Annotated in this window: 1 pseudogene; it reads left to right on the top strand. The window is 40.2% G+C overall.

From position 1 onward, the window contains the following. A pseudogene (locus ACJRPK_RS17495) lies at positions 1-523 on the top strand (hypothetical protein); the annotation flags it as partial.

Raw genomic sequence — 523 nt, forward strand, 5'->3', positions numbered from 1 at the left:
TATACTCTGAATATTATCGATGAAAATCTGTGTGCACTGATCAATCCCTTTTTAGAACGTATTGTAACCATCAGTGATCCTTCGCTGCTCTATAATGTTGACCTTGGTGATAACAAAGTATTATGTAAAGATCAAACCCATACAGTCGATGCTTTTATTACCGATCCGATGGCTCGCTATGTGTGGCAGGCTGATAACGGGTTTAGCAGTCAAGATTCCCAGATCACTATAGATAAAACCGGACTTTATAGTGTTACAGTAACCACAGCGCTAGGGTGCGAAATAAATAGTAGTATTGATGTAGTCGTATTAGACCAGGCTATTCTACCGGAATTTGTCGTGCCATCTGATCTTTTTGCTACAGAAAGCTTTATCCTGGTCGATGTAAGTAATCCCTTGCCTGATACTGTAGAATGGCTATTGCCTAAAGAAGCGATCATTACAGAAAGTACAGAAGGTTATGCAGAAATTGCTTTTGAAAAGGCAGGGACGTATGAGCTGATCATGAAAACAACCATTGGCG

This window comes from Aquimarina sp. 2-A2 (genome assembly GCF_045505135.1).
Lineage (GTDB): Bacteria > Bacteroidota > Bacteroidia > Flavobacteriales > Flavobacteriaceae > Aquimarina > Aquimarina intermedia.